General features: G+C 67.1%; 16 protein-coding genes. 9 read left to right on the forward strand and 7 right to left on the reverse strand.

Features of this window, described 5'->3' with window-relative positions:
* The first annotated feature begins 64 nt into the window (after window positions 1-64).
* From OX459_RS12365 to OX459_RS12385, 5 genes are all read left to right on the forward strand, one after another.
* A complete protein-coding gene (locus tag OX459_RS12365) occupies window positions 65-1870 on the forward strand; it encodes an alpha/beta fold hydrolase (protein ID WP_289905248.1) in 1806 nt (601 codons plus the stop codon).
* Between the two features lie 23 nt (window positions 1871-1893).
* Window positions 1894-2739 carry a universal stress protein gene (locus tag OX459_RS12370; protein ID WP_251349026.1) on the forward strand — a complete coding sequence of 282 codons (846 nt, stop codon included), beginning with the start codon at window positions 1894-1896 and terminating at the stop codon, window positions 2737-2739.
* Window positions 2740-2840: 101 nt separating this feature from the next.
* Entirely contained in the window at window positions 2841-2963 is a 123-nt protein-coding gene (locus OX459_RS12375) for a hypothetical protein (protein WP_289905249.1), read from the forward strand.
* On the forward strand, window positions 2960-3898 hold the full coding sequence (locus tag OX459_RS12380; protein WP_289905250.1) for an alpha/beta fold hydrolase: 939 nt from the start codon (window positions 2960-2962) through the stop codon (window positions 3896-3898). Before OX459_RS12375 ends, OX459_RS12380 begins: the two co-directional genes overlap by 4 nt.
* Window positions 3899-3977: 79 nt before the next feature.
* Window positions 3978-4676, forward strand: coding sequence for an alpha/beta hydrolase (locus OX459_RS12385; protein ID WP_289905251.1), 699 nt, complete (start codon window positions 3978-3980; stop codon window positions 4674-4676).
* 9 nt (window positions 4677-4685) lie between these two features.
* Here OX459_RS12385 and OX459_RS12390 read toward each other — a convergent pair whose 3' ends face one another.
* The gene (locus OX459_RS12390; protein WP_099664247.1) at window positions 4686-5672 is read right to left on the reverse strand and encodes a magnesium and cobalt transport protein CorA; all 987 of its coding nucleotides are present in this window, start codon (window positions 5670-5672) and stop codon (window positions 4686-4688) included.
* 185 nt (window positions 5673-5857) lie between these two features.
* On the opposite strand from OX459_RS12390, the gene OX459_RS12395 reads away from it, so the two are divergent.
* From OX459_RS12395 to OX459_RS12410, 4 genes are all read left to right on the forward strand, one after another.
* Entirely contained in the window at window positions 5858-6385 is a 528-nt protein-coding gene (locus OX459_RS12395) for a sigma-70 family RNA polymerase sigma factor (protein WP_289905252.1), read from the forward strand.
* 1 nt (window position 6386) lies between these two features.
* The gene (locus OX459_RS12400) at window positions 6387-7355 is read left to right on the forward strand and encodes a FecR domain-containing protein (RefSeq protein WP_289905253.1); all 969 of its coding nucleotides are present in this window, start codon (window positions 6387-6389) and stop codon (window positions 7353-7355) included.
* Window positions 7356-7417: 62 nt separating this feature from the next.
* Window positions 7418-9838, forward strand: coding sequence for a TonB-dependent receptor (locus OX459_RS12405; RefSeq protein WP_289905254.1), 2421 nt, complete (start codon window positions 7418-7420; stop codon window positions 9836-9838).
* Window positions 9839-9996: 158 nt separating this feature from the next.
* The gene (locus tag OX459_RS12410) at window positions 9997-10548 is read left to right on the forward strand and encodes a hypothetical protein (protein ID WP_289905255.1); all 552 of its coding nucleotides are present in this window, start codon (window positions 9997-9999) and stop codon (window positions 10546-10548) included.
* A 57-nt stretch (window positions 10549-10605) separates the two neighbouring features.
* On the opposite strand, the gene OX459_RS12415 is transcribed toward OX459_RS12410, so the two are convergent.
* The 6 genes from OX459_RS12415 to paoA all read right to left on the reverse strand — a co-directional run bounded on the left by OX459_RS12415 (window position 10606) and on the right by paoA (window position 19738).
* Window positions 10606-13125, reverse strand: coding sequence for an ATP-binding protein (locus OX459_RS12415; RefSeq protein ID WP_289905256.1), 2520 nt, complete (start codon window positions 13123-13125; stop codon window positions 10606-10608).
* Between the two features lie 10 nt (window positions 13126-13135).
* Entirely contained in the window at window positions 13136-14164 is a 1029-nt protein-coding gene (locus OX459_RS12420; protein ID WP_289905257.1) for an NrtA/SsuA/CpmA family ABC transporter substrate-binding protein, read from the reverse strand.
* A complete protein-coding gene (locus OX459_RS12425) occupies window positions 14161-15798 on the reverse strand; it encodes a response regulator (protein ID WP_289905258.1) in 1638 nt (545 codons plus the stop codon). Before OX459_RS12425 ends, OX459_RS12420 begins: the two co-directional genes overlap by 4 nt.
* Window positions 15799-15931: 133 nt before the next feature.
* Entirely contained in the window at window positions 15932-18130 is a 2199-nt protein-coding gene (gene paoC / locus OX459_RS12430) for an aldehyde oxidoreductase molybdenum-binding subunit PaoC (protein WP_289905259.1), read from the reverse strand.
* A 4-nt stretch (window positions 18131-18134) separates the two neighbouring features.
* Window positions 18135-19094 carry a xanthine dehydrogenase family protein subunit M gene (locus OX459_RS12435; RefSeq protein ID WP_289905260.1) on the reverse strand — a complete coding sequence of 320 codons (960 nt, stop codon included), beginning with the start codon at window positions 19092-19094 and terminating at the stop codon, window positions 18135-18137.
* A complete protein-coding gene (gene paoA, locus OX459_RS12440; protein ID WP_099664257.1) occupies window positions 19091-19738 on the reverse strand; it encodes an aldehyde dehydrogenase iron-sulfur subunit PaoA in 648 nt (215 codons plus the stop codon). Before paoA ends, OX459_RS12435 begins: the two co-directional genes overlap by 4 nt.
* Window positions 19739-19849 lie beyond the last annotated feature (111 nt).

Genomic DNA, 19849 nt, shown 5'->3' on the forward strand with positions numbered 1-19849 from the left:
GATGTAGATCATAATTTTTTGAACAAGCTCTTGCTATCCTGTAAAAAAATGACGGGAGCCCCGGATGAACAAGACGCAGTCGAGCAATGCGGAGCAAAAGTTTGCACATGAGCGCCTGGGCAGCGCCTGGCAAGGCGTGCCGGTTCCCGGCTATCCGGAAAGCGCGCCGGAAGGCGCCACGCTCGACCTGCTGCTGAACGCCTGGCTGGGCAAGTTCACGGGCGGCATTTCGCCGGCCGCGCTGGGCAACGCGTATGCCGACTGGCTCAGCCACCTGGCGCTGGCGCCGTCGAAGCAGCAAACGCTGCTGCAGGAAGCGTGGAAGAAGATCGGCCGCTGGCAGCAATATGCCTGGCAATCGGCCCTGACCGGCGGCGCCGCCGAGCCGCCGTGCATCGCGCCGCTGCCGCAGGACCGGCGCTTCGACGACCCGGCCTGGCAACGCTGGCCCTACAATCTCGTCTACCAGGGCTTCTTGCTGCAGCAGCAGTGGTGGCACCGCGCCACCACGGGCGTGCGCGGCGTCTCGCCGCACCACGAGGATGTCGTCACGTTCACCGTGCGCCAGTGGCTCGACATGCTGGCGCCGTCGAACTTCCTGCTGACCAATCCCGTGGTGCAGCAAGCCACCCTCGCGAGCGGCGGCGCCAGCCTGGCGCGCGGCATGGTCCACGCGGCCGACGACTGGCAGCGCGCCGCCATGGGCGCCGGCGCGGCCGGCGAAGCCACGTTCAAGGTGGGCGGAAACGTGGCCGTCACGCCGGGCAAGGTGGTTTACCGCAATGACTTGATCGAATTGATACAGTACGCGCCCGCGACGGAGAGCGTGCATGCCACGCCGCTGCTGTTCGTGCCCGCCTGGATCATGAAGTTCTATATTCTCGACCTGTCGCCGCACAATTCGCTGGTGCGCTACTTGGTGGGCCAGGGCCACACGGTGTTCATGATTTCCTGGAAAAACCCGCAGGAAGAAGACCGCGAGCTGTCGCTGGAAGACTACCGCCAGCTGGGCGTGATGGATGCGCTCGACGCCGTTGCCCGCATCACGGGCGCGCCGCAGGTGCACGCGGCCGGCTACTGCCTGGGCGGCACCCTGCTGGCGATCGCCGCCGCGACGATGGCGCGCGACGGCGATGCGCGCCTGGCCAGCCTCACCATGCTGGCCTCGCAGGTGGACTTCAAGGAGCCGGGCGAACTGTCGCTGTTCATCGACGACAGCCAGGTCAGCTTCCTGGAAGCGGCCATGTGGAAGCAGGGTTACCTCGATACGAAGCAGATGGCGGGCGCCTTCCAGTTGCTGCGCTCAAACGATCTGATCTGGTCGCGCCGCTTGAACCACTACCTGCTGGGACAAGATGAACAGGACAGCGACCTGATGGCCTGGAACGGGGACGCCACGCGCATGCCCTGCCGCATGCATTCGGAATACCTGCGCCGCCTGTTCCTGCACAACGACCTGGCCGAAGGCCGCTACCGCACGGCAGGCCGCCACATCGCCCTGCCCGACATCGATGCGCCCATCTTTGCCGTCGGCACCCTGACGGATCACGTGGCGCCGTGGCGCTCCGTCTACAAACTGCAGCTGCTGACCGACACGGACGTCACCTTCCTGCTCACCTCGGGCGGCCACAACGCGGGCGTCGTCTCACCGCCGGGGCAGCCGCGCCGCAGCTACCAGCTGGCCACTCACCGCCACGACGCGCCGTATGTCGACGCGGACAGCTGGCAGCGCGACGTGCCGCACCATGACGGTTCCTGGTGGCCCGCCTGGCAAGCCTGGCTGGCGCAGCAAGCGGGCGCGCAAGTGGCGCCGCCGGCCATGGGCCCCGACCTGGGTGACGCGCCGGGCAGCTACGTGCTGCAGACCTGACAACTGACAACCGAGGAAACGCCATGCCCTACACCACCCTGCTGGTCCACGTCGACAATTCCCGCCACTGCGCCCAGCGCATCCGCCTGGCCGTGCGCCTGGCCATCGCCGAAGGGGCGCACCTGATCGGTTCGGCCATGAGCGGCATCTCGCGCTACGCGTATGGCGGCGGCGTCAACGCGCTGCAGTTTGCGCCGGCGCAGATGCAGGCGCTGCGCACCCAGGCCAGCGAAGCCTTGCACGACTTCGAGCGCATCGCGCGCGAGGAAGGCCTGGGCGCCTACGAAACGCGCTTCGTCGACGACGACGCGCAAGGAGCGCTGCTGCTGCAGGCGCGCTATTGCGACTTGCTGATCCTGGGCCAGACGGATGCGCAGGATACGCCGTCGCGCGTCATCGCCGGCACGGCCGAATACCTGATGCTCCATTGCGGCCGGCCCGTGCTGATGGTGCCGCACGCGCCCTCCGCCGCGCCGGCGGGCGCCGCGCAGCATCCGCTGCTGGCCTGGAACGGCAGCGCCGAAGCGCTGCGCGCCATCACCGATGCGCTGCCGCTGCTGCAAAAGGCGCGGCAAGTCACCCTGGCCGTCGTCAATTCGCACGCCCAGCCGGCCGCGCATGGCGAGCAGCCGGGCGCCGACCTGGCCCTGTACCTGGCGCGCCACGGCGTCAACGTCGAGGTGCTGCAGCACGACACGCCGCCGGGCCAGGACGTGGGCACGGCCCTGCTGGCCATGGCCGCGCAGCGGCGCTGCGACCTGGTCGTGATGGGCTGCTACGGCCACATGCGCCTGCGCGAAGCGCTGCTGGGCGGCGTCACGCGCACGGTGCTGCAAGAGACGACGTTGCCGGTGCTGGTGTCGCACTAGCGCGGCCGGCGGGCCTTCAGCCTTCCTTCACCCGCCCCTCATCCGCGCTTCATGCGCGGCGGCGACACTGCTCATGCCCTTACCCACACCAGGAGTACAGCATGAGCAAGACACCCGGCGCCCCCGCGCATTTCCACGCCCGCAGACACTTTCTGTCGGGGATGACGGCGCTGGCCGGCCTCGCCGCATGCGGCGGCAGTTCGCTGCCGCCGCATGCGGCGTGACGGACCGGCAGATCGGCGTCGCCCCCGGCGTCAGCCTGCACGTGCGCGACTGGCCATCGGCACGGGGCGACAGCGACGACGTGATCGTGCTGCTGGCCGGCCTGGGCGCCAATGCGCATGCGTTCGACAGCCTGGCGCCCGCGCTGGCGCGCCGCCACCGCGTGCTGGCCGTCACGCGGCGCGGCTACGGTTCGTCGAGCAAGCCAACGCCCGCCAGCGACGCCAGCTACTCTCCCGCCACCCTGGTGGCCGACCTGCTGGCCGTACTCGACGCCTTGCGCATCGGGCGCATCATCCTGGCCGGGCACTCCATCGCCGGCAACGAGCTGACCCTGTTCGCCGGCAGCCACCCGCGGCGCGTGCGGGGCCTCGCCTACCTGGACACGACCTTCGATTACCTGGCCAGCGGAGGCTATGAAGAACCCGCACCGACGCCCTACGACGAACCGACGCCCGGCCCGGCCGACCTGGCATCGCTGGACGCCTCGATCGCCTATGGCAGGCGCATCAACAAGCAATGGTGGCCCGCGCTGGAAGCGAACTGGCGCGATGCGCTGGAAGTGCTGCCCGACGGTTCGGTGCGGCCGAACACGCCGCCCGCCGTCGCCAGGGCCATGGACGTGGCCGCGCACAATTTTTCGCCCGACTACCGCCGCGTGCGCGCGCCGGCGCTGATCGTCACCGTCGATCCCGGCACCTTGCGCAACCTGTTTCCATGGCTGCTGCAAGCCGATCCCGCCACCCGGGCCGCCGCGCAGGAAGTACTCGACTTTATCCGGCCGCTGCGCCTGGCTGACGGCGAGCGCCTGGCCGCCGCCCTGCCCGACAGCAGCCACCTGGTGATGCGCAACGGCTTCCACAGCGATTTCTTCATCGAATACGAGAGCACGGTGGTCGACGCCATCGAGGCCATGCGCTGGGAAGGTCTACAATAGGCGTGCAGCCAGCCGCCGCGCAGTGCCGCCTCGCACACGGCGCGGTCTTCTCCGTTTCCCTTGTCCCAAGGAGTTCCGCATGAGCAAGCAAGCCACCATCGTCCTCGTCCACGGTTTCTGGGGCGGCGCCGCCCACTGGAGCCGCGTCATCCTCGAATTGCGGCGCCAGGGCCACACGGCCATCCGCGCCGTCGAACTGCCCTTGACGTCGCTGGCCGACGACGCCGAGCGCACACGCAAGATGGTGGCGCAGGTCGATGGCCCGGTGTTGCTGGTGGGGCACTCCTACGGCGGCGCCGTGATCAGCGTGGCCGGCAATGCGCCGAATGTGGCGGGCCTCGTGTACATCGCCGCCTTTGCCCCCGACGCGGGCGAAAGCCCGGGCAGCATCACGCAGGAACACCCGCCCCTGGGCGCGGCCAGCCTGGAAGGCGACAGCGACGGCTATCTGTGGGTCAAGCCCGAGCAATACCATGACAGCTTTTGCCAGGACCTCGACGCGGAAGAAGGCGCCGTGCTGGGCGTGGTGCAGAAAGCGCCGCTGGCCAGCACCTTCGGCGACACCGTCAGCGACCCGGCCTGGAAACATAAGCCCAGCTGGTACCAGGTGTCCAGCGCCGACCGCATGATTTCCCCCGTCAACCAGGAGCGCATGGCGGCGCGCCTGCAAGCGAGAAAGGTCATCACCCTGAACGCCAGCCACGCCTCGCTGGCCTCGCGCCCCGTGGAAGTGGCGGCGCTGATACTGGAGGCGGCAAGTGCGGTGGCCGCGGCGTAAGCCTGCCGGCTACAGCCAGCCTTCGCGCTTCAGGCGGCGGTGCAGCCACCAGCAGCCGGCGATGATGACGACGATCACGGCCGGATAGCTGCCGCGCCACTTCAGTTCCGGCATGAATTCGAAATTCATGCCGTACAGGCTGAAGACCATGGTGGGCACGGCCAGGATGGCGGCCCAGGCGGCCAGGCGCTTGACGACCTCGTTCTGGCGGATGGAAATCTGTCCCAGCGCCACCTGCATGGCCGAATTGACCAGCTCGCGCATCTGCCCCGCCGTATGCGTGACCCGTTTCACGTGGTCGAGAATGTCGCGGTAATAGATGCGGTTTTCCTTGGGCACGATATCGCCATGGAAACGGATCAGCTGGGTGCAGATGTCATGCAGGGGATTGACGGCCGCGTCGAGCTTCAGCAGCTCCGTCTTGAGCTGGTAGAAATCCTGCAGCTTGTCCTCGCTCAAACTGGGCTTGAACAGCTGCAGCTCATGGTGCTGGAAGCGGGCCTGCAAATGGTCGATGCACGGCTGGTACTGGTCGACGATGAAATCGATGATGGAATACAGCACGTAGCCGGGACCGCTGGCCAGCTTCTCGGGCATGCTTTCCTTGCGTTCGCGCAACTTCGCATAGCCGGCCGAGGCGCCGTGGCGCACCGTGATGATGAAGCGGGGACCGAGAAAGACGTGGGTTTCGCCGTAGACGATGGCCTCGCCATCCAGGGTGGCCGTGTGCATCACCATGAACAGGGTGTCGCCGTACTCTTCCAGCTTGGGGCGCTCGTGCGCGCCCTGCGCATCCTCGACAGCCAGTTCGTGCAAGCCGAAGGCCGCTTGCAGCGCGTGCATGGCCGTGACGTCGGGGCTGGCCAGGCCGATCCACACGAAACAATCGGGGTCGCCGAGGAAGTCGCCCACCTTGTCGATATCAAAGTGCGCGATCTTCTTGCCGTCGCGATACGCTTCGCAATTGACGACGGCGGCGTGGGTACTCAGGTCCATGGTGTTTTTCGGCCAGGGGCAACAATATTGGGGGGCCAGTATAGCGGAAAGCGCATGATTGCCATGCCAATCCGGCTGCCGCATTGACATTCGGGCACGTCAATGTAAAATGAGAACCATTCGCATTTAAGAAGAGCCTGCATGCGCCAGCGGCACGGGACTTCCGCGCCAACCTGGAGTGTGCCGTGACGTATGCCGTATCGCCTGCCGCCGATTCTCAAAGCCCCGTGTCATTGAGTCAGCTGTATGGCCAGCACCATCCGTGGCTGCTGCGCTGGCTGCGCGGCAAGTTGTCCTGCACGGACCACGCGGCCGACCTGGCGCAGGATACCTTCATCAAGCTGCTGGCCACGCCCGGCGAGCGCACCGTCACCCTGCGCGAGCCGCGCGCCTACCTGACCACCGTGGCGCGCCGCCTGCTGATCGACCATTACCGCCGCCAGTCGCTGGAGCAGGCCTGGCTGGCCACACTGGCGCAGCTGCCCGCCCCCGTCACGCCGTCGGCGGAAGACCGCTTGCTGATCCTGGAAACCCTGCACCAGATCGACGCCATGCTCGACGGCCTGGGGGCGAAAGTGCGCTCGGCCTTCCTGCTGTCGCAGCTGGAAGGCATGGCGTATGCGGACATCGCCGCGCGCCTGAAAGTAAGCGAGCGCACCGTCAAGCGCTACATGGTGCAGGCGTTCGAACAATGCATCCTGCTGCTGGCCTGACATGAGCGCGGCCCTCGATGCGCGCGCCGCGCGCGAAGCGGCGCACTGGATGATGCGCCTGCAAGGCGGCGAACTCGACGCTGCCGCGCAGCAGGGGCTGGCCCGCTGGCGCGCCGCCCACCCCGACCATGAAACGGCGTGGCAGCGGGCCGAGCAAGTATGCCGCACCTTCGGCATGCTGCCCCCGCCGCTGGCCATGCCCTTGTCCAGGCAAGTGCTGGACCGCCCGTCCGGCGCGCAGCGCCGCGCCATCCTGAAGACCCTGGCCGTGGTGATCGTCGCCGGGCCAGCCGGCTGGGCCATGCTGCGCGTGGCGCCATGGCAGGCATGGACGGCCGACCTGCGCACGGCGACAGGCGAAATCCGCCACCTCACCCTGGCCGACGGCAGCGGCCTGAGCCTGAATACGGCCAGCGCCGCCGACATCGTTTTCAGCGACGCGCTGCGCCTGGTCCAGCTGCGCGGCGGAGAGATACACGTGGCGACCAGCCCCGATCCCCTCGGGCGTCCCTTCATCGTGCGCACCAGCAACGGCAGCATCCGCGCCCTCGGCACGCGCTTCACGGTGCGCCAGGACGACAGCGTGCTGGGCGCGAGCACCCACGTGGCCGTCTCGCAGGGCGCCGTGGAAGTGCGGCCAGCCGACGGCACGCCCGTCATCGTGCAGGCGGGCTGGCAAGCCAGTTTCGATGAAACGGCCGCCGGCGCGCCGCAGCCGCTGGCGCCGCACGCGGCCGCCTGGCTCAAGGGCTTGCTGTACGCGGACGACACGCCGCTGGAGCAGGTGCTGGCGCAGCTGGCCCGCTACCGCCACGGCGTGGTGCGCTGCGATCCGGCCGTGGCGCGGCTGCGCGTGTCGGGCGTGTACCAGCTGCGCGACACGGACGCCCTGCTGGCCCTGCTGCAAGCGTCGCTGCCCATCCGCGTGCAGCGCCACAGCCGTTGGTGGATTTCCGTCGAGCCCGCATAAAAATTTTTGAGAACAATGTCCCTTTCCGTCATGTGCCCCGTCAATCCACACAGGACCAACACATGAACGAAGGGAAACAAGCAATGAAGCACTACCGCCACACCAGCATCACCCTGGCCCTGCTGGGCAGTCTGGCCCTAAGCGCGCCCGCATCCGCCCAGCAGCAACCGCAACAGGCGCCCGCGCGCCACTACCAGGTGGCCGCCGGCCCCCTCGGTGCCGTCCTGTCCGCGTTTGCGGCCGACGCCGGGGTCAGCATTTCCGGCGCCGCCGGCCTGTATGCGGGCTTGAACAGCCGCGGTTTGAACGGCAATTACCAGGTGGCCGACGGTTTCGCCCGCCTGCTCGATGGCAGCGGCTTATACGCTGTCGACCAGGGCGGTGGCCACTACGCCGTGCGCAAGCTGCCTTCGGCGGCCGACGCGGCCACGCTGCCCGGCATCGCCGTGCGCGCCACGGCCGAGCGCAGCACGAATACGGAAGGCACGGGCTCGTACACGACGCCGGCCACGGCCAGCGCCACGGGCCTGGTGCTGTCGCTGCGCGAGACGCCGCAATCGGTCAGCGTCATCACGCGCCAGCGCATGGACGACCAGGACTTGCTGACGGTGCGCGACGTGCTGCGCAATACGCCCGGCATCGCCGTCAACCAGTTCGACACGGAACGCAGCACCTTTTCCGCGCGCGGCTTCGACGTCGACAACTTCCAGTACGACGGCGTGCCCACCACCTATAAAGTGCAGTATTCGGGCGGCGAATCGGAAATGGATTCGCTGATCTACGACCGCGTGGAAGTGACGCGGGGCGCCACGGGCTTGCTGACGGGCGCCGGCTACCCGTCCGCCTCGATCAACCTGGTGCGCAAGCGGGCCAGCGCCAGGCAATTCGAAGGGCAATGGTCGCTGGCGGCCGGCTCGTGGAGCGATTACCGGGGCACGCTCGACCTGGCCGCGCCGTTGAACGGGGATGGCTCCGTGCGCGGCCGCGTGGCGGGCGCCTGGCAAGACCGCAAGTCGTTTACCAATGGCTATTCGAACCAGCGCCAGCTCGTCTACGCCACCGTCGAAGCGGACTTGGCGCCCGGCACCGTGGCCATGCTGGGCGCCAGCTACCAGAAGAACGACCCGAAAGGCAGCAACTGGGGCGGCTTCCCCCTGTGGTACAGCGACGGCACGCGCACGAATTTCGACCGATCCGTCACGACGGCGCCCCGCTGGGCCGCCTGGGCCACGGAACAGACGAATGTGCACGCCACCGTGGAACACGCGCTGGGCCAGGGCTGGAAAGCGCAGGCGCAAGCCATGTACAGCAAGCACACGGAAGACACGCCGCTGGTATTCCTGGCGGATCGGCCCGATAGAATCACGGGCCTGGGCATGCTCGGCTATCCGAACCGCTACATCGGCGCGCGCGACCAGAGCAGCGCCGACATGAAGCTGTCCGGCCCGTTTACCCTGAGCGGACGCCAGCATGAAGTCATCGTCGGGGCCAACTACACGGTGCAGCACGCCGAGTTCAGCGTCAAGGAAGCGCTCGACCCTGAACCGATCGGCAATTTCCTCGCCTGGGATGGCAGCTACCCGCAGCCGGCCTGGGGCGAACTCGTGCTGTCGGAAAAATACACGACCAAACAATATGGCGCGTATGGTGCGGCGCGGCTGAACCTTGCCGACAACACCAAATTGATACTCGGCGGTCGCTTGAGCCGCTGGGACAAGGACCGCATCGGCTTTGACGGCAGCGCCCGCTTTGCCTTCGCCAAGAGCAAGTTCGTGCCGTATGCGGGCGTGGTGGTGGACCTGAACGACACCTATTCGGCGTATGCCAGCTACACGGACATCTTCCGCCCGCAGGAAAACCAGGACCGCACGGGCGCCTGGCTGGACCCGCTGACGGGGCAAAGCATGGAAGTGGGCTTGAAGGGAGAACTGGCCGGGGGCCGGGCCAACGGTTCCATCGGCATCTTCGAGATCAAGCAGGATAAGCTGGCCCAGCCGGACGGCGCGCACAGGATTCCCGGCACCACCACGCAGGCGTATTATGCGGCGCGCGGCGCCACCAGCCGCGGCATCGAGGGAGAATTGTCGGGCCGCTTGGCGCCGGGCTGGAACGTGACGGCCAGCGCCAGCCACTTCCGCGCCAGGGACCGCGAGCAGCAGGATATCAACACCCTGTCCCCCCGCTCGACGGCGCGCCTGTTCACCACCTGGAAGGTAAAGCCCGACCTCACCGTGGGCGGCGGCGTCAACTGGCAAAGCAAGTTCTACTTTGACGACGAAGGCCCGAACGGCAAGGAAAGAATGACGCAGGAAGCCTACAGCACAGTCAGCCTGATGGCCACGTACCAGCTGTCGCGCCAGTTGACGGCCCAGCTGAACGTGGAAAACGCGCTGGACAAGAAATACATCAACATCAACACCTACGCGCAAGGCACGTATGGCGTCCCGCGCAGCGTGCGGGGGACGTTGACGTACCGGTTCTGAACCCCGTCACCGGAGCAGGCCAGGCGTACCGGCACCAGCGTTTTTCATAGCAAGAGAATAATAGCGCGCCATGTGACAATTCGTGAACTTTCCTTCCGGAAATATCCGTAGAATCACGGCGCGCTACGGCACGCCTTGCCGGCATCATCGACCCTATTATGAAAAAAATGATCATCACTATGCTTGCCACCATGCTTTCCGCCTGTGGCGGCGGAGGTGGCGGCGACGCCGCACCTGCGCCATCGGTCATCGCGACCATCAGCAGCGGTACATTGGACGGCAAGTGGAAGTGTGCGACCGGCTCGCAGACGCTGGGCCAGATCGCCGCAGGCGCCGGCGATACCTTGCAGATATCGGGTCTCGCCTATTACCCGTATCTGGGGGCATCGGCACAAACGCTGTCCTTGAACCAGGGCATCATCACCGGTCCCGATACCGCGCATTATGGCGGCGCCGGCAATCTTGCCAGCCGATTGATCAACGACCGCATCTATCCGGTGATCCATCTTGCCGATAAAATCGGCTATGCCGGTATTTATAGCACGCAAGATGCGCCGATTGGACGGGGCCGGGAATTCCGTCTGAATGCCAGCGGCAACCTGGTGGTGAAAGATTACGCGGTACAATTCCTGTATGACACGGTCTTCTCGGATGCCAGCGGCAAGGCCGCGAACCTGGATATTACCGAAACGACTTGCACGAAAGCATAGTACCCGCTGCCAGCAAGCCGGCAAGGCGCTGACGGCCTTGCCCTTCCCTCCCAGTCCCTACCCCGTCGAAATGACCATGTTCAAGGCGCGCCGCAATTCCTTCAGCCGGGGCGGCTTGCCCAGCACGCAGTTGACGTGTTCGGGGTAGTCGCTGTCGGCCGCCAGGCGCTGGCCCCAGCCCGTGAGCATGATGATGGGCGTGGCCGGAGAATGCTGGCGCACGGCGCTGGCCACCTTGCGCCCGTCCACGTGGGGCATGCCGAGGTCCGTGATGACCACCGCGAAATGCTCGCCCCTGTCGCAGGCGGCCAGGAAGCAGTCGATGCCGGCCTGGCCGCCATCGGCGGACACCACGTCGTGGCCGTCGATTTCCAGGATATCGCGCAGGGACTTGAGCACCATCGGGTCGTCGTCCACCACGAGGATGCGCAGGCGCGGCGGCACGGCGTGGGCCGTGTCGGGCACTTCGATCCCCTCGCCTTCCGCGCAGGCGGGAAACGCCAGGCGCACCGCCGTGCCCTGCCCCGGCGCCGTGACGATGTCGATGCCGGCCCCATGGCGCTCCATCATGCCGTACACCATGGCCAGGCCCAGGCCCGTGCCCCGCTCGCCCTTGGTGGTGAAAAACGGCTCCAGGCAGCGGCGGCGCGTATTTTCGTCCATGCCGATGCCCGTATCGCCCACTTCGACCTGCACCTGCCGTACCCCGGCCTGGCCCGGCGCGGCGATGCAGGCCGTGCGCACGGTCAGGGTGCCGCCTTCCGGCATGGCGTCGACGGCGTTGAAGACCAGGTTCGTCAGCGCTTCGCGGATTTCGCCCACGCTGCCGGGCAGCATGGGCAACCCGTCCGCCAGCTCCATGCGCAGGGCGATGACGATGCCGCGCTGCTGCGGCATGTCGCTCCAGCGCGCGCGCGTCAAGTCCAGCACCTGCTGCACCACCAGGTTGACATTGATGGGCGACAGCGCCAGTTGCGGTTCGCGCTGGCGGTAAAATTCGCGCATGCGCGCCACGGTGGCAGCCACGTCGTCGATGGCCCGTTCGATGACTTCCAGACAATGCCGGCCCTGCGGACTGAGATTGGTTTCCGTCTCCAGCAAGGACTCGGTGTACAGGGCCACGGGGGAAATGGCGTTATTGATATCGTGCGCGATGCCGCTGGCCATCTGCCCCAGCGCGCGCAGGCGCTCCTGCTGCATCACCGACTGCTGGGTCTGGCGCAAATCGTCATACGCGCGCTGCAGCGCGCCGTAGAGCTGCGCCTGGTTGGCGGCCAGCGCCACGTGCTCGCTCAGCTGGCTGAGGAATTCGCATTCGCCGCTGGTGAAGCTGTGCGCGGCACGGCGCGCCACGATCAGGATGCCGAAGACCGTGTTTTCGGCCAGCAGCGGCGCCATGACGAGGGCGCGCAGCCCCCCTTGCGCCAGCCGCTGCGGAAACGGAAACGCCACATCGGCGATATCGGCTTCATACACGAGCTTGCCGCGCACGCAGCTCGACAGGCCATTTTCGTCGATGGGAATGTGCGCGTGTTCGCTCATCATGAACGACTGCGCCAGCGCCTCGCTGCGCACGCCCACGCACGTCACCTGCAGCGCGTGCTGCGACGGCTCATACAGGCAGATGCAGCTGAAATCGATGGGCAGCTGCTCTTCCAGGCTGCGCACCACCACCTGGAAGATGCTGCGCAAGTCCTGCCGCTCGCCGATCGAGCGCGTGATCTGCTGCAGCAGGTTCAGGCGCTCGAGCTGTTCATGCACCTTGCGCTCGGCCAGCTGGCGTTCGGCGATCTGCGTTTCCAGGGCGGCATTCGTGTGCGCCAGCTCGTCGCGCGAAACGGTGGTGCGGCGCAGCTTTTCCGTCATGCCGTCGAAGGCGCGCGCCAGGTCGCCGATTTCATTCTTGGTGTGCACGCCGAGCGCAAAATCGAGCTTGCCGGCGCCGACGATCAGGGTGCCCTGGCGCAGCTTTTCCAGCGGTCCCGTGACGCTCGTCATGGTGAAGTAGATCAGGCCGGCCACCAGCGCGATGATCATGCCGCCAAACAGCATCACGGCCACGTTGGCTTGCTGCTGCGCCTCCAGCACGCCTTGCCGGCTCAATTCGGACAGCCGCATCGCATCCGAAATCATGCCCTGCACCTTGCCCATGATCTGGCCCGACAGCCGCGCTTCCAGCTCGCCCAGCACCTCGCGCCGCTGCGGGTCCTGCCCCAGCTCGCGGTGATTCGCGACAAACAGCTCGAACAGCCCGCCCACGCCGGCCAGGTCGCCCTGCAATTCGCGCAGCAGCTTGCGCTCCTCGTCGCCGTTGAAGGCGGGCGTGGCCAGCAGGCCCGTGGACAGCGACTCGCTGCGCAGCTGCCACTGGGCGCGCGTGCGCGCGCCATGGTGCAGCGCATATTCGATCGACAGGTAGCGCAGCGACGTGACGGCTTGCAGGATATCGGCTGCCGCCTTGTTCTTCGCCAGTTCGCGCTGCATCGCCATGGTGGTGGAGAACAGCACGGCGACGATGATGGCCACCAGCACCACGCAAAACAATTGGGCCAGCTTGAAGCGCGTGACAATTTTCACGGTGGCCCTCTCAATGAATGACCGTCACGGCCGATGGCGCCACGGCTTCCAGGCCATCCAGATAGACGGCGTCGAGGAAGTTCGGCATGTCGCCGCGCTCGCCCAGGCGGTTCTTGATGGCCCAGCGCGCCTCGTCTTCCAGCGCCAGCAGCAAGCCCTGGTCGAGCACGACGCCAAACTGATAGCCGTGCCAGGCCGCCTGCAGGCGCGCCGCCTCGCCGGGCGACGCCCTGGCAAACAGGGCGCGCGCGGCGTCGGGCTCGTCCTGGCAAAAGCGCGCGCCGGCGATCAGCGCGCGCAACACCTTGCGCATCGTCACCGGGTGCGCACGCACGTAATCGCCCGCGCCGGCCACGTTGAACAGGCCCGCATACACGTCCTCGCCATAGAAGATGGCCGCCTTGCCCGCGATGGCGTGCGTCATGGCCGTCAGGAACGGCTCCCAGCCGGCCGCCGCATCGACCTCACCCCGCGCCAGCGCAGCGGCCAGCTGGTCCGGCGCGTAGTTGTGCAGGGTGACTTCGCCGGGCAGCAGCTTCTGGCGGTTCAGGAAGGCGTCCAGCGCGAACTGGCCGGAGGTGCCCAGGGTCACGCCGATGCGCTTGCCCTTCAGGCTGGCGGGCGTGGACACGCCGCGGTCCAGGCGTCCCACGATGCCGTGGTCGCGTTCGGCCTCGAAGATGCTGGCGATGATGACGACGGACTGGTTCTTCAGGCTCGCCAGCACCACGGGAATATCGGACACGGTGCCCAGGTCGGCCTGGCCCTGCAACACGGCTTCCAGCGACGCCTTGCCCGACGAGTAGGATTGCAGCCGCGCGTGGATGCCTTCGCGCGCGAAATAGCCCTGCCCGTGCGCGGCCAGCACGGGGCAACTGCCCACGTATTCCGCGTTCACGGCCAGGCGCAGCTCTTCCACGGGGCCGGGCGGCGGCGCGGGACGGGCAAACAGCCGCCACAGAGCGATGGCGGCCAGCACCGCCAGCAGCAGTGCGGCCGCCAGCCAGACCGTCCGCCGCGCTGGCGCCGGGCCGCTCATGCGCTGCACTGCGCCGTGGCCGACTCCAGCGCGCTGTTGACGGCCTCGGAAAACGCCACCACGTCGACCGGCTTGGTGAGATAGCGGTAAAAGCCGGCCGCCAGCCCCTGGCGGACATCGCCGGGACCCGCCACGGCCGTCAGGGCGATGACGGGAATATGCGCCGTGCGGGCATCGGCGCGCAACAGCTGCATGACTTGCGTGCCGCTGATATCGGGCAGGTCGATATCCATCAGTATCAGCTGCGGCAGGTGGCGGCGCGCCATCTCCAGGCCCGTTTGCCCGTCGCCGGCCGACAGCAGGTCGAGATCGGGGCGAAAATGGATCAGGCCCGCCACCAGGGTCACGTTCAGGGGATTGTCTTCCACATACAGCAACGTCTTGCGCTCCGGCAACGCTATCGGCTCGGCGGGCCGGGCAATGGCGGGCAGGCGCGGGCTTTCCTGCTGCGGCTGGCGGGCCGGGCAACTGGCGATGTCGAGCCAAAAGGTGCTGCCGCGCCCCGGCGTGCTGGCCACGCCGAGCCTGGCCTGCATGGCTTCGGCCAGGCGCTTGCTGACCACCAGTCCCAGGCCCGTGCCCTCCTCGTCGCGCGCATCGCGTCCCAGGCGATTGAAGGGCTGGAACAGCGCCTCCAGCTGCGCAGCGCTCAACCCGGCGCCTGTGTCGCGCACGGACAGGCGCAGCCGCTGCGCATCGACGGGCTGGCAATCGACGTGGATCTCGCCCTGTTCGCGGTTGTACTTGACGGCGTTCGACAGCAGGTTGATCAGCACCTGCTTGAGGCGCGTGCGGTCGGCCAGCACATGCAGGCCGACCGCTTCCACGAACGTCAGGGTGATGCCGCGCTTGTGCGCCAGCGGTTCCATCATTTGCCAGCATTCGTGGTAGATGCCGGCCAGGTCCACGGGCTCCATCGACAGCGACATATTGCCCGACTCGATCCTGGCGATGTCGAGGATATCGTTGATCAAGGTCAACAAATGCCGGCCGGCGCCGAAGATGTGCGAGGCAAAGGTTTTCCTTTCCTGCGCCGTCGAGGGGATGGAATCGGACGTGAGCATCTGCGAAAAGCCCAGGATGGCGTTGAGCGGCGTGCGCAGCTCGTGGCTCATGCTGGACAGGAAATTGGTCTTTTCCTGGTTCGCCCGCTCGGCCACTTCGCGGGCCAGCTGCAAATCCTTGTTCATGGCGTCGAGTTCGGCCGTGTGCTGGCGCAGCAGCAGTTCCAGGCGCGCATTGGCGATGCGCAACTGGCGCGTTTCCAGCGCCCGCGCCAGTATCAGCAGGATGCCCGACACCTTGAACGGCTTGACGACGTAATCGAGCGCGCCCGCCTGCATGGCCTGCACGGCCGAGGCAATCGTGCCTTCGCCCGTCATGATGATGCAGGCCAGGTCGGGATCGATCTGCCGCGCCGCTTCCACCACGGCGATGCCGTTCATGCCCGGCATCATCAGGTCGACCAGCAGCAGGTCGAACGATTCGACGGCCAGCAGGGACAGCGCCGCCTCGCCCGAGGCGAGCCCCGTCGTGTCGTAAGCCTGGCCGCGCAAGGTGTCGCACAGCGCGCGCACATGCGCCAGCTCGTCATCGACGATCAGTATCCGCGGCGGCATTGGTGAGCTGTTCATGCATTCTCCTGGCGGCATGGCCTTGCGGAGCTGAAATTTGCCCCGCAAGATGCGTTCCGAGCATAGCACTTGAAAATTACCAAAAATACACGCTTTGTCACGCGCGCGGCGACGCCAGGACGCCAGGCCGAGGCTAGGTCATGGCGGGCAGCCCCCGCAGCAGCTTGTCGAGGGTCAGCGGATAGTCGCGCACGCGTACCCCCGTCGCGTTATAGACGGCATTCGCGATCGCGGCCGCCACGCCGCAGATGCCCAGTTCGCCCACGCCCTTGGCTTTCATGGGCGAGGACATGGGATCCGTTTCATCGAGGAAGATGACGTCCTGATGCGGGATGTCGGCGTGCACGGGCACTTCGTAGCCGGCCAGGTCGTGGTTGACGAAGTAGCCGCGCCGCTGGTCGACCACCAGTTCCTCCATCAGGGCCGCGCCCACGCCCATGGTCATGGCGCCGATCACCTGGCTGCGCGCCGCTTTCGGGTTCAAAATGCGGCCGGCCGCGCACACGGCCAGCATGCGGCGCACGCGCACTTCGCCCGTGTCGCTGTCCACGCCCACTTCGACGAAATGCGCGCCGAACGTGGATTGCTGGAATTTTTTATCGAGGTCGCCATATTCCATGCGGTCTTCCGCGACGACGTCGCCATGGTAGGCGGCGGCTGCGAGCGGCACGCTGCGCTCGCCCTGGCTCACCTGGCCGTCGGAAAAGCGCGCCTCCTTCTCATCGAAACCCAGCTTGGCGGCGATGGCCTGGCGCAGGCGCACGCAGGCCGCGTACACGCCGGCCGTGGAGCTGTTGCCGCCCCACTGCCCGCCCGAACCGGCCGAAACGGGGAAATCCGAGTCGCCCAGGCGCACGACGACCCGCGTCAAGGTCACGCCCAGCATTTCGGCCGCCGTCTGCGCGATGATGGTGTAGCTACCCGTGCCGATGTCCGTCATGTCCGTTTCCACCGTGATCATGCCATTGCCGTCGAGGCGCACGCGGGCGGCGGACGGCATGACGAGGTTGTTGCGGAAGGCGGCCGCCACGCCCATGCCCACGAGCCAGCGGCCGTCGCGCCGCATGCCCGGCTGCGTCGATCTCTCCTTCCAGCCGAATTCCACGGCGCCCGTGCGCAGGCAATCGATCAGGCGGCGCTGGGAAAACGGCCTGCCCGGTTTTTCCGGGTCCACTTTCGTGTCGTTCAGGATGCGAAAGACGATGGGATCCATTTTCAATTTATCGGCCATTTCGTCCATGGCGACCTCCAGCGCCATCAGCCCCGGCGCCTCGCCCGGCGCGCGCATGGCGTTGCCTTCCGGCAAATCGAGCACGGCCAGGCGCATGGCCGTCATGCGGTTCGGCCCCGCGTACAGCAGCCGCGTCTGCATCACGGCCGTTTCCGGCTGGCCCCCTTTCAAGTCGCCCGACCACGATTCATGGCCGATGGCCGTGATCTTGCCATCGCGCGTGGCGCCGAGGCGCAGGCGCTGGATGGTGGCGGGCCGGTGCGTCGTGTTGTTGAACATCAAGGGCCGCGTCAGGGCCACCTTGACGGGACGCTGCGCCGCGCGCGCGCCCAGGGCTGCCAGCAAGGCTTCCGCGCGCACGAACAGCTTGCCGCCGAAACCGCCGCCGATGTAGGGCGAGACGATGCGTACCTTGTCTTTCGGCACGCCCAGGGTGCGGGCCAGGTCGCCACGGCCCCAGTCCACCATCTGGTTCGCCGTCCACACCGTCAATTTATCCCCTTCCCAGGCGGCAATCGAAGCGTGCGGCTCCATCATGGCGTGCGACTGGTCGGGCGTCGTATAGGTGGCGTCCAGGCGCACGGGGGCCTGGGCATAGGCCCCGGCGAAGTTGCCCGTCTTGCTGTCGGGCTGGCCATCCTTCGGCCTGGTGGCCGTATTCTTCGCCTTGGCCAGGTCGAAAACGCCCGGCTGTTCGACATACTTAACGTCGAGCAACTGCGCGGCCGAGCGGGCTTGTTCGAAGGTTTCCGCCACCACCAGGGCGATGGCCTGGTGGTAATGCTCGACCTCGGGGCCGCCCAGCAGCCTGGCCGTGTTCATCTTGCCTTTGCGCAATTTCCCAGCCGATGCCGCCGTCACCACGGCCAGCACGCCGGGCGCGCGCCGCGCCGCGCTGGTGTCGATGGAGGCGATGCGGCCCCTGGCGATGGCCGCGCCTACGACCTGGCCGTAGGCGGCGTGCGGCGCGGCCTTGTTTTGTTCATAGGCGTACGGCGCCGTGCCCGTGGTTTTCAGGGGGCCGTCGATGCGGTCCGTGGGGCGGCCCACGACTTTCAGCTGGTCGATGGGATTGGTGGTCGCCGGTGTCGTAAATTTCATGGCCCTAGCCTTTCTGTGCGGATGCGTGCGCCATCACGGCGGCGATCGTGCGCTGCGCCAGGGTCACCTTGAAGGCGTTGTCGGCCGTCGGCAGGGCGCCGGCCAGCAGGCGTTCGCTCACGGCGGTGGCGCCTTGGGGCATCGATTGCTCCGCCGCGGCAATTCTCCACGGCTGCGGCGCGACGCCGCCCAGGGCCAGCCTGCCCGTGCCGTCCGGCAAGATAATCGCCGCCACGGACACCAGCGCGAACGCATACGAGGCGCGGTCGCGCACCTTGCGGTAGACGTGCATGCCGCCAGCGGGCCGGGGCAAGGTCACGCTGGTGATCAGTTCGCCCGGCTGCAGCACGGTTTCCAGCTGCGGCGTGCTGCCCGGCAAGCGGTAAAAGTCCGCAATGGGGATGCTGCGCGTGCTGCCGTCGGCCCGCACCGTGTCGATGGAAGCGTCGAGCACGCGCATGGCCACGGCCATGTCGCTGGGATGCGTGGCGATGCAGGCTTCGCTGCCGCCCAAAATCGCCAGCGGCCGGCTGAAGCCGGCGATGGCCGAACAGCCGCTGCCCGGCACGCGCTTGTTGCAGGCCTGGTTGGTGTCATAGAAATACGGGCAGCGCGTGCGCTGCAGCAGGTTGCCCGCCGTCGTCGCCTTGTTGCGCAGTTGCGCCGAGGCACCGGCCAGCAAGGCGCGCGACAAGACGCCGTAATCGCGGCGCACCGTGGCATGGGCCGCCAGCGCCGTGTTGCGCACGAGGGCGCCGATGCGCAAGCCGCCGTCCTTTGTAGTTTCCACCTTGTCCAGGGCGAGGCCATTGACGTCGATCAAATGCGCGGGCGTTTCGATGTCCAGTTTCATCAGATCGAGCAGATTCGTGCCGCCGGCGATGAACCTGGCGCCCGGCGTGTTCACGGCGGCGGCCGCCGCTTCGGCCGGCGTGGCGGGCTTCTGGTAGCTGAACACTCTCATGCGGGCCTCCCCGCCACTTCCGTGATGGCTTCGATGATGTTGGAATACGCGCCGCAGCGGCAGAGATTGCCGCTCATGCGTTCGCGCAATTCTTCCGGCGTCGCCTGCGGCGCCGCATTCAAGTCGGTGCTGACGTGGCTGGGGATGCCCTGGCGGATCTCGCCCAGCGCGGCCACGGCCGAACAGATCTGCCCCGGAGTGCAATAGCCGCATTGATAGCCGTCATGCGCGATGAAGGCCGCCTGCATCGGATGCAGCTTGTCGGGCGTGCCCAGCCCCTCGATGGTGGTGACCTTCGCGCCGTCATGCATCACGGCCAGGGTCAGGCAGGCATTGATGCGCTGGCCGTCGAGCAGGACGGTGCAGGCGCCGCATTGCCCGTGGTCGCAGCCCTTCTTGGTGCCCGTCAGGTGCAGGTGTTCGCGCAAGGCGTCGAGCAAGGTGGTGCGCGTGTCGAGTTCCAGGCTGCGGCGCTGGCCGTTGACGTCCAGGCTCACTTGCATCAGGACGGGCGGCGCCTGGCCGGACGTGCTCACCGCTTGCGCCGCTCCCGCCACGCCGGGCACGGCCACCGCCGTGGCCGACAGCGCGCCGGCGATCAGCACGCCGCGCCTGCCGGCATTGATGTGATTACACTCGGTCATGTCGCGCTTCCTCCTGGCAGTGGGCTGGGTGGGCGCATGCAGGCCCGGAGTTCCAGTCTGTCAGCGGAATTTCTGCGCGTCTGTACGCAAACGAACGTAAAACATGGGGGA

It is taken from the genome of Janthinobacterium sp. SUN026 (assembly GCF_030397625.1).
Lineage (GTDB): Bacteria > Pseudomonadota > Gammaproteobacteria > Burkholderiales > Burkholderiaceae_D > Janthinobacterium > Janthinobacterium kumbetense.